The organism is Caballeronia sp. GAWG1-5s-s, from assembly GCF_023631445.1.
Taxonomy (GTDB): domain Bacteria; phylum Pseudomonadota; class Gammaproteobacteria; order Burkholderiales; family Burkholderiaceae; genus Caballeronia.
In genome coordinates, this window is record NZ_JALQDC010000022.1 from 466,125 (window position 1) to 473,595 (window position 7,471).

Annotated in this window: 9 protein-coding genes; 7 read left to right on the forward strand and 2 right to left on the reverse strand. The window is 65.6% G+C overall.

The window, feature by feature from the left end:
• Positions 1-38 precede the first annotated feature (38 nt).
• The 6 genes from NCR34_RS16445 to NCR34_RS16470 all read left to right on the forward strand — a co-directional run bounded on the left by NCR34_RS16445 (position 39) and on the right by NCR34_RS16470 (position 5,592).
• Positions 39-605, forward strand: coding sequence for a cupredoxin domain-containing protein (locus NCR34_RS16445; protein WP_250500502.1), 567 nt, complete (start codon positions 39-41; stop codon positions 603-605).
• The gene (locus NCR34_RS16450; protein ID WP_250500503.1) at positions 595-2,220 is read left to right on the forward strand and encodes a b(o/a)3-type cytochrome-c oxidase subunit 1; all 1,626 of its coding nucleotides are present in this window, start codon (positions 595-597) and stop codon (positions 2,218-2,220) included. Before NCR34_RS16445 ends, NCR34_RS16450 begins: the two co-directional genes overlap by 11 nt.
• On the forward strand, positions 2,217-3,020 hold the full coding sequence (locus NCR34_RS16455) for a c-type cytochrome (RefSeq protein WP_250500504.1): 804 nt from the start codon (positions 2,217-2,219) through the stop codon (positions 3,018-3,020). The genes NCR34_RS16450 and NCR34_RS16455 overlap by 4 nt, the downstream gene beginning before the upstream one ends.
• Positions 3,021-3,142: 122 nt before the next feature.
• On the forward strand, positions 3,143-4,204 hold the full coding sequence (locus NCR34_RS16460; protein ID WP_250500505.1) for an NAD(P)/FAD-dependent oxidoreductase: 1,062 nt from the start codon (positions 3,143-3,145) through the stop codon (positions 4,202-4,204).
• 30 nt (positions 4,205-4,234) lie between these two features.
• Positions 4,235-4,948: an extensin-like domain-containing protein gene (locus NCR34_RS16465; RefSeq protein ID WP_250500506.1), complete on the forward strand. Its 714-nt coding sequence runs from the start codon at positions 4,235-4,237 to the stop codon at positions 4,946-4,948.
• A 113-nt stretch (positions 4,949-5,061) separates the two neighbouring features.
• Positions 5,062-5,592, forward strand: coding sequence for a hypothetical protein (locus NCR34_RS16470; protein WP_250500507.1), 531 nt, complete (start codon positions 5,062-5,064; stop codon positions 5,590-5,592).
• 24 nt (positions 5,593-5,616) lie between these two features.
• Here NCR34_RS16470 and NCR34_RS16475 read toward each other — a convergent pair whose 3' ends face one another.
• Positions 5,617-5,961: a hypothetical protein gene (locus tag NCR34_RS16475; RefSeq protein ID WP_250500508.1), complete on the reverse strand. Its 345-nt coding sequence runs from the start codon at positions 5,959-5,961 to the stop codon at positions 5,617-5,619.
• 187 nt (positions 5,962-6,148) lie between these two features.
• Between NCR34_RS16475 and NCR34_RS16480 the strand changes: the two genes are divergently transcribed.
• Positions 6,149-6,796, forward strand: coding sequence for an OmpW/AlkL family protein (locus NCR34_RS16480; RefSeq protein ID WP_250500509.1), 648 nt, complete (start codon positions 6,149-6,151; stop codon positions 6,794-6,796).
• 327 nt (positions 6,797-7,123) lie between these two features.
• Here NCR34_RS16480 and NCR34_RS16485 read toward each other — a convergent pair.
• The coding region (locus NCR34_RS16485) for a hypothetical protein (protein WP_250500510.1) at positions 7,124-7,471 on the reverse strand (348 nt) is incomplete at its 5' end.

A 7,471-nucleotide genomic window follows, 5' to 3' on the forward strand; every position in this document is an offset into this window, starting at 1 on the left:
CGCATTGACCCACTCATTGATCGATTCAGCAGCGATATATGGCCATTCATCGAGGTTCACATGAAGTCGCGGAGCGCGTCGAGAAACGCTGGGCGATGCTCGTGCTCGCCATCGTGGCCGTGCTGGTCGCGATGGTGGTCTACACCGGCCTGCACTGGGCGATGATGCCGCCCTCGCGCGTCGAGACCGTGCGGCCCGAAACGCTGCACGTGTCGGGCGAATTCGTCGAAAGCAATCTCGGCACGGCGCCCGAGGCCGACGGCTCGGTGACGGTGCGCGTCGTCGCGCAGCAGTACTCGTTCACGCCGCAATGCCTGCTGGTGCCGGCAGGCGTGCCGGTCACGTTCCGCGCGACCAGTTCGGACGTCGTGCATGGCTTTCTGATCACGAAGACCAATATCAACTCGATGCTCGAGCCGGGCTATGTCTCGACCTTCAAGACCACGTTCGACGAACCCGGCGACCATCTGATGCCGTGCCACGAGTTCTGCGGCGTCGGGCATCACGGCATGTGGGCGCATGTGAAGGTGATCGATCGCGCCGAATTCATGCAAATGGCCGACAAGCTGCCGGCCCATTCGCGGAGACTGTCCTGTGTTAAATAGCAAGCGCCTTATCCTCGCGCACTTCTGGCTTGCGTTCGCGGCCTTCGGCGTCGCGCTGTTGCTCGGCGCATGGCAGATGTTCGCGCGCAGTCCGCTGTTCATCGGACTGCAAAATCCCGAGATCTATTACCGGTCCGTGACGGCTCACGGCTCCGCGATGGGCTACGTGTTCCCGACGCTCATCGCGATGGGCTTCGGCTACGCGGTGAGCGAGCTCGCGCTCAAGCGCGCGCTCGTGGGCGCGCGCTGGGCGTGGCTCGGCTTCTGGCTGGTCGCCGTCGGCTCCGTCATGGCGATGATCCCGGTCGCGATGGGTCTGGCCTCCGTGCTCTACACCTTCTATCCGCCGATGATCGGCAACGCGTTCTACTATCTCGGCGTGGTGCTGGTGGTGGTCGGATCGTGGGTCTGGGTCGCACTGATGTCGGTGAACCTGCACGCGTGGAAGCGCGACAACCCCGGCAAGACCGTGCCGCTGCCGATGTTCGCCACCGTCGCGGGCGCGTATCTGTGGGGCTGGACGGCGGTAGGCGCGGCCATCGAAGTGCTGTTCATGATCCTGCCGGTGGCGATCGGCTGGAAGAGCACCATCGACGCCGGTCTCGCCCGCGTGTTCTTCTCGTGGACGCTGCACGCCATCGTTTATTTCTGGCTGATGCCGGCGTACATCGCGTATTACACGATCATCCCGCGCGCCATCGGCGGACGTCTGTATAGCGACGCGATGGCGCGCATCTCATTCATCCTGTTCCTCGTGGTGTCGATGCCAATCGGCATTCACCATTTGTTCGCCGATCCGCAAGTGGGCTCGGGCTTCAAGTTCATGCATTCGGTGTTCACCGCGCTCGTCGCCGTGCCGACGCTTCTGACCGTGTTCACCATCTGCGCGTCGGTGGAGATCGCGGCGCGGCTGCGCGGCGGCCGCGGCGCGCTCGGCTGGATTCGCGCGCTGCCGTGGGACAACCCGATGATGCTCGCCGTCGCGTTTTCGTTCGTGATGCTCGGCTTCGGCGGAGCGGGCGGCATCATCAACATGAGCTATCAGCTGGATTCGACCGTCCATAACACGCAATGGGTCACGGGCCATTTCCATCTGATTTTCGCGGGCGCGATCGTCATCATGTACTTCGCGATCGCTTATGACCTGTGGCCGCATCTCACGGGCCGCGCGCTGCGTGACGTGAAGCTCATGCGCTGGCAGTTGTGGCTGTGGTTCATCGGCATGATCGTGCTGACGTTCCCGTGGCATTACGTCGGCGTGCTCGGCATGCCGCGACGCATGGCGTTCTACGATTACAGCGATCCGCAAATCGCGGCGCAGGCGGCCTCTGTCGTGACATCGACCATCGGCGGGTTCATTCTGGTCGTGTCCGCCATTCTGTTTTTCGCCGTGCTGATACGGGCGCACGGCGCGCCGCGCGTGAGCGTCGAAGAGTTCCGCTTTAGCCGCGCGGTGCACGAGCCGCGCACCGTTCCGGTCGCGCTCAACAGCTTCGGGCTGTGGATCGCGCTGATGATCGGCCTCACGCTCGTCAACTACGGCTATCCGATCGCGCAACTCGTGGCGCGTTCCGATACGTCGGTGCCGGCCGTTCCCATCGGAGCGCAGCGATGAGCGACGAACGCCTCTTCACCTTGCGCAACCGCTGGTTCGCGACGAGCGTATTCGCCACGGTCGGCGTCGCGGTGGTATCGGCGCTGATCGGCTTCGTGTGGCTGCCGTCCGCGCAGCGCGACGCATCGTTCACCGGCGTGTGGAACGCCATCTGCAGCGCGGCGGGCGTGCCGCGCGTGTGGCACAGCGGCGACACGACCGTCCAGCCGACAAACAGGCTGTCCGCCGTCGAAGTCACGCCGCAAATGCTCGCGCACGCGAGCGCGAATTCCATCGGGCGCGGCGCGACGCTCGCCTTGCGCTGCACGATGTGTCACGGCGAACGCGGCATGAGCCAGGCGAATTCGCCGAACCTCGCGGGGCAGTATGCGTCGGTCATCTACAAGCAGTTGATGGACTTTCAGACCGGCGCGCGCACCAATGCCGTGATGTCGCCGATGGCCGTGAACCTGAGCGATCAGGACATGCGCGATCTCGCCGCCTACTATGCGAGCCTGCCGAGGCCGCCCGCGCAGCGCAAGGTCAGCGATTCGCTCGCCCCGGGCATCGTCTCGCACGGCGCGCCGATGCGCAACGTCGCGCCGTGCGCCGCGTGTCACGGCGGTATCGACAACAAGGCGGGCAGTCCGTGGATCGACGGCTTGCCGGCGGCGTACACGAAGGCGCAACTGATCGCGTTCGCGAAAGGCACGCGCACGAACGACATCAACGAAGTCATGCGCAATGTCGCGCGCAACATGACGCCGGAAGAGATCGATGCCGCGTCCGCCTACTACGCGCGCGAGTTGAACAAGCAGTAGGCCGCCGCGCGGAATCGCCGCCCTGGGCGCAGGGGCTTCGTTGCCGCGCCCGGATGCTTTCTGTATCGTGGACCGTTGAATGCTGGCAACGCAGGACAGCCGGCACAACGGAAGACGACTACATGAACGCATCGAGCAGCACCATTCAGACGGATGTATTGATCATCGGCGCCGGGCCCGTGGGCCTTTTCGCCGCGTTCGAGGCGGGCGTCCTCGGGCTGTCGTGTCATATCGTGGATGCGCTCGGGCGTATCGGCGGCCAATGCATCGAGCTCTATCCCGACAAGCCGATCTACGACATTCCCGCCATTCCCTCGTGCACCGCGCGAGATCTGGTCGACCGGCTCCTCACGCAGATTCGTCCGTTCGACGTGCCGATTCATCTCGACCAGCGCGTGCAGGCCGTCGAGCAGCGCGACGATCAACGCTGGACGGTGCGCACCGAACAAGGCATGACTTTCGATGTCGCCGCCATTCTGATCGCGGCGGGCAACGGCGCGTTCGTGCCGCAGCGTTTGCAATTGCCGGAAGCGGCGGCGCTCGAAGGACGCGACGTGCTCTATAGCGTCGCGCGTATCGCGGACTTTCAGGACCGCGAGGTCGTGATCGCGGGCGGCGGCGATTCGGCGCTGGATTGGGCGAACGCGCTCGCGGGCGTCGCGCGCAAGCTGACGCTCGTGCATCGGCGCAACGGCTTTTCGGCGGCGGCGGCCTCCGTCGCGGCAATGAAGGCGAAAGTCGAGGCGGGCGACATGAGCTTCGTCGTCGGCATGATCGATTCGCTCGACGCGCCCGATGGCGCGCTGCGCGGCGTGCGCATCAAGCACGTGGAAGGCACGACGGACGTCGCGGCGGACAAGCTCATCGTGCTGTATGGACTCGTCGCGGATCTCGGCCCGATCGCCGGCTGGAATCTCGATGTGCGCGGCGGGCGCATCGAAGTCGATACGTCGAACTACGAATCGTCGCGGCCGGGCATTTTCGCGGTCGGCGATATCGCGAACTATCCGAACAAGCAGAAGCTCATTCTCTCTGGCTTCCACGAAGCGTCGCTCGCGTTGCGCAAGGCTTATTCGTACGCGTATCCGGACAAGAAGCGCACGCATATCCATTCGAGCTACGACGCGAAGCTCGCCGAGCGCGTGCAGGCCAGCGCAACGGACGCCGCGCATCCCGCGGGCTGACGGCAAGCGCGCCGGAATGCGGAGAGCAGGGTGATCGGGCGAATCATCCGCTGGCTGTTGCTGCTCGCGTTCGTCGCGGCGCTGGTGCTGGCGTACGGCGTGTACACGCGACGCATCGCCGTGCCGGAACGCTACGATCCGTTCGCGCCGCTCGACGTGCGCGCGCCGCCCGGCCCGCTGACCGAGTTCAAGCTCTGGCGCACGACCCACGACCCGCGACTCTGCGATGCCGCGCTCGCGCAATCGGGCCTTCAGTATCGGCCGATCGCGGACACCGCCGGGCCGGGCGGCTGCGAACTGAAGGACGTCGTGCGCGTCACGCAATCGGACGACGTGCGCTTCAGCGCGCCGTTTCTCGCGACGTGCCCGCTCGCGCTCGGCATTGCGTTCTTCGAGCATCAGTATCTACAGCCCGCCGCCATCGACGTGTTCGGCGAGCGCGTGACGCGCATCGAGCATGTCGGCAGCTACGCGTGCCGCAACGTGAATCATCAGAAGGACGCGGGGCTGAGTCAGCATGCGAGCGCCAACGCAATCGACTTGACCGGCTTCGTGCTCGCGAACGGTCGGCGCATCACGCTCGCGCGCTGGGACGACGACGCGGCGTCGCCGGACGCCGTGTTTCTGCGCCGCATTCACGACGGCGCGTGCCGTTCGTTCGACACCACGCTCGGGCCCGACTACAACGCGTTGCACAAGACGCACTTTCACGTCGACATGGGCCCGTATCGCATCTGCCGCTAATGCACGCGCCAGTCGGAATCCAACGTGAGGTTCGCTAGAATCGGGATGAACGCGGCGTGCGTCTGGCAATGCGCGCCGTCCGCATTTCATCTCCTACCGAAAGGAAAGCGCGCATGACGAACCAAGCGGCCCCGATACCGGAACCCTACGAACGACGCGCCTTGCTTCTCCATCTCGGCGATGTGCTGGAGACGGTGTTTTGCCTGAGCCAATGCGCCGACGAGTATGCAAGCATCGGCGACGCGGTGCGCGGCAACGACGCGCTCGCGGGCTTCACGCTGCTCGGTTTCGTCGATGCGCGCATGTCGCCGAGCGAGTTCGTCCGGCGCGCATCGGGCGCGTTTTTCGTGTGGCCGAAGGCGCTGCTCGACGAATCGCTGAATCGTCCGCTGCTCGCGAACACCGTGAAGCACGATCTCTTCGAGGACAACCCGACCGGCTGGCGCGCGTATGTGGAGGAGAGGCGCGGCGACGTGCCGTGGTTCGGCGAGGACTTGCCCGAGATCGCCGAAAGCGCGGCGCCCGCGCATGCAGCCCGCGAGAACGCGCCGAAGCAAAAGAGCGAGGATGCGCCGAAGCAAAAGAGCGAGACCCAAAAGCCCTCTCGCTATCTCACGTGGCCCTGGCCGAACAAGACGACGTGAACGCGGCTTGCGTCCTTCGCACGATCAGGGCTTCTTGCCCATGCTGCCCGCGTCCGTATCGAAGCCGAGGCCGTTCGGCCGCTTCGGCGGCGGCGCTTTTCCCGCCGACGTCTTGCCCGGCTGCGTTCTCAGCACGCCGCTCGCGTGCTCGGCCGCGACGGCCGGCGGCGTAACGTTCTGTTCCTGATACGCGGGCGTGCTGTCGTTGTCGAGCCGGCTTGGCTTCGTCTGGTTCGGCTGCGTGGTCTGCTGACCGCTCGGATGGCCTTCCGGCCTCGACGTCGGATTCTGCGCGTTCGCCGCGAATGCGAACGTGGCACCTGCCAGCATCGCCGTCAGTCGAGCCGCTGCTCCAAAAGTGGGTCTCATCTCGTTCTCCCAAATGTTCTGTCCTTTGCTTCTGTAAAAGCAAGCAGCGGACCCGGCCGCGTGTTCCTTGTCGATGCGCAAGGTGTCGCGTCGCCGGATAAGCACACGCCGGGATCCGTTGTCCGCTGTCAAAGAGGCGCGCGCAGGCCGCCGGGACAATCTTGGCTTTCAACCGGGAAAGCGAAAGATGAGAACGAAACTTCGGGCGATGCTGCTGGCAAGCGCAGCGATATTTGCGGGGACGGCACATGCGAGCGATTCACCACCGGCCAGCGATGCAGCGATGACCGGCATTCACGCGGGCGACGTGCTCGTGCGCTTGCGGGCGATCAGCATACAGCCGCAGGTGTCGGCGGGCGGAACGCTCGGCTCGCTGGGCGCCGATGTGAACAACGTGATCGTGCCGGAGCTCGACTTCACGTACATGATCCGCGACCAGATCGGCGTCGAACTGATTCTCGCGACATCGCGCCATCAGGTGACATCGAATATCGGCGGACTGGGCGGCGTGGGCGTGCTGCCGCCGACCGTCCTGCTGCACTATCACTTCAATCATCAGGGCCATGTGCGGCCGTACGTCGGCGCGGGACTGAACTACACCTACTTCTACAACGACAAGCTCAAAGCCGGCGATACGCCCGTGTCCGTCAAGCGCAGCAGCTTCGGCCCGGCGTTGCAGGCGGGCATAGATGTTGACGTCGCGAAGAACGTCTTCGTCAACGCGGACGTGAAGAAGATCTGGATGCGCACGAGCGCGTCGGCGGGCGGGGCGGATCTGGGGTCGCTCAAGATCGATCCATGGGTGCTCGGCGTGGGCGTCGGCATGAAGTTCTGACGCGGCGGCGGGGCGCGCCCGATGCGGATTTTGGCGGAAGATGCCGGTGCTTCTGGCGTGGCGCGGTGCGTGAGCGCGGTATCCTTGACAGCAGGCCCGGCGCAGACTCGCGGCCATACGCGCGAGCGACGCGGTGGCGAGCGAACTGCAACGACTAAAAACACCGCATCGGGGAACGCAGTCAATGAAACCTTCACATCTCGCGGGAATCGCCTTGCTCGTCGGCTCTTGCGCCGCTCTCGCGCAGCAGCCGATGACCTTGCCCGGCCGCAGCCAGAGCGCGGGACAACAGGCCGTGGACAACGCCGCCTGCTATGCGTACGCCAATCAGACGACGAAGGTCAACATGGCGCGCGAGTCGCAGGCAGCGCCGAAACAGAGCACAGCCGACACGCGCACGATAAGCCCGCCGCGTCCCGTCGAACCGCCGCTGCCGCCGACCGCATCGGGCGCGCTCGCGGCATCGGCTGCGTCGCCGGCTTCGGGGGCATCGGCCGCCGTGGCAGCGTCCGGAGCATCGGCGGCGGGGGGCGGGGGGGGGGGGGGGGCCCGCGGGGCGGGGGGGGGGGGGGGCCGAGGGGGGGGGCGGCCCCCCCCCCCACCGCCGGATTCGCGGGCGCGTTGCACATGCCGAACGGCATGATGTTCACGAGCGGTATGTGGTCCATGATGTTC

What these genes read in the sequence shown, in the direction of transcription:
- NCR34_RS16445 (WP_250500502.1), top strand. Translation starts at nt 39, where the DNA reads ATGGCCATTCATCGAGGTTCACATGAAGTCGCGGAGCGCGTCGAGAAA.
- NCR34_RS16455 (WP_250500504.1), top strand. Translation starts at nt 2,217, where the DNA reads ATGAGCGACGAACGCCTCTTCACCTTGCGCAACCGCTGGTTCGCGACG.
- NCR34_RS16460 (WP_250500505.1), top strand. Translation starts at nt 3,143, where the DNA reads ATGAACGCATCGAGCAGCACCATTCAGACGGATGTATTGATCATCGGC.
- NCR34_RS16470 (WP_250500507.1), top strand. Translation starts at nt 5,062, where the DNA reads ATGACGAACCAAGCGGCCCCGATACCGGAACCCTACGAACGACGCGCC.
- NCR34_RS16475 (WP_250500508.1), bottom strand. Translation starts at nt 5,961, where the DNA reads ATGAGACCCACTTTTGGAGCAGCGGCTCGACTGACGGCGATGCTGGCA.
- NCR34_RS16480 (WP_250500509.1), top strand. Translation starts at nt 6,149, where the DNA reads ATGAGAACGAAACTTCGGGCGATGCTGCTGGCAAGCGCAGCGATATTT.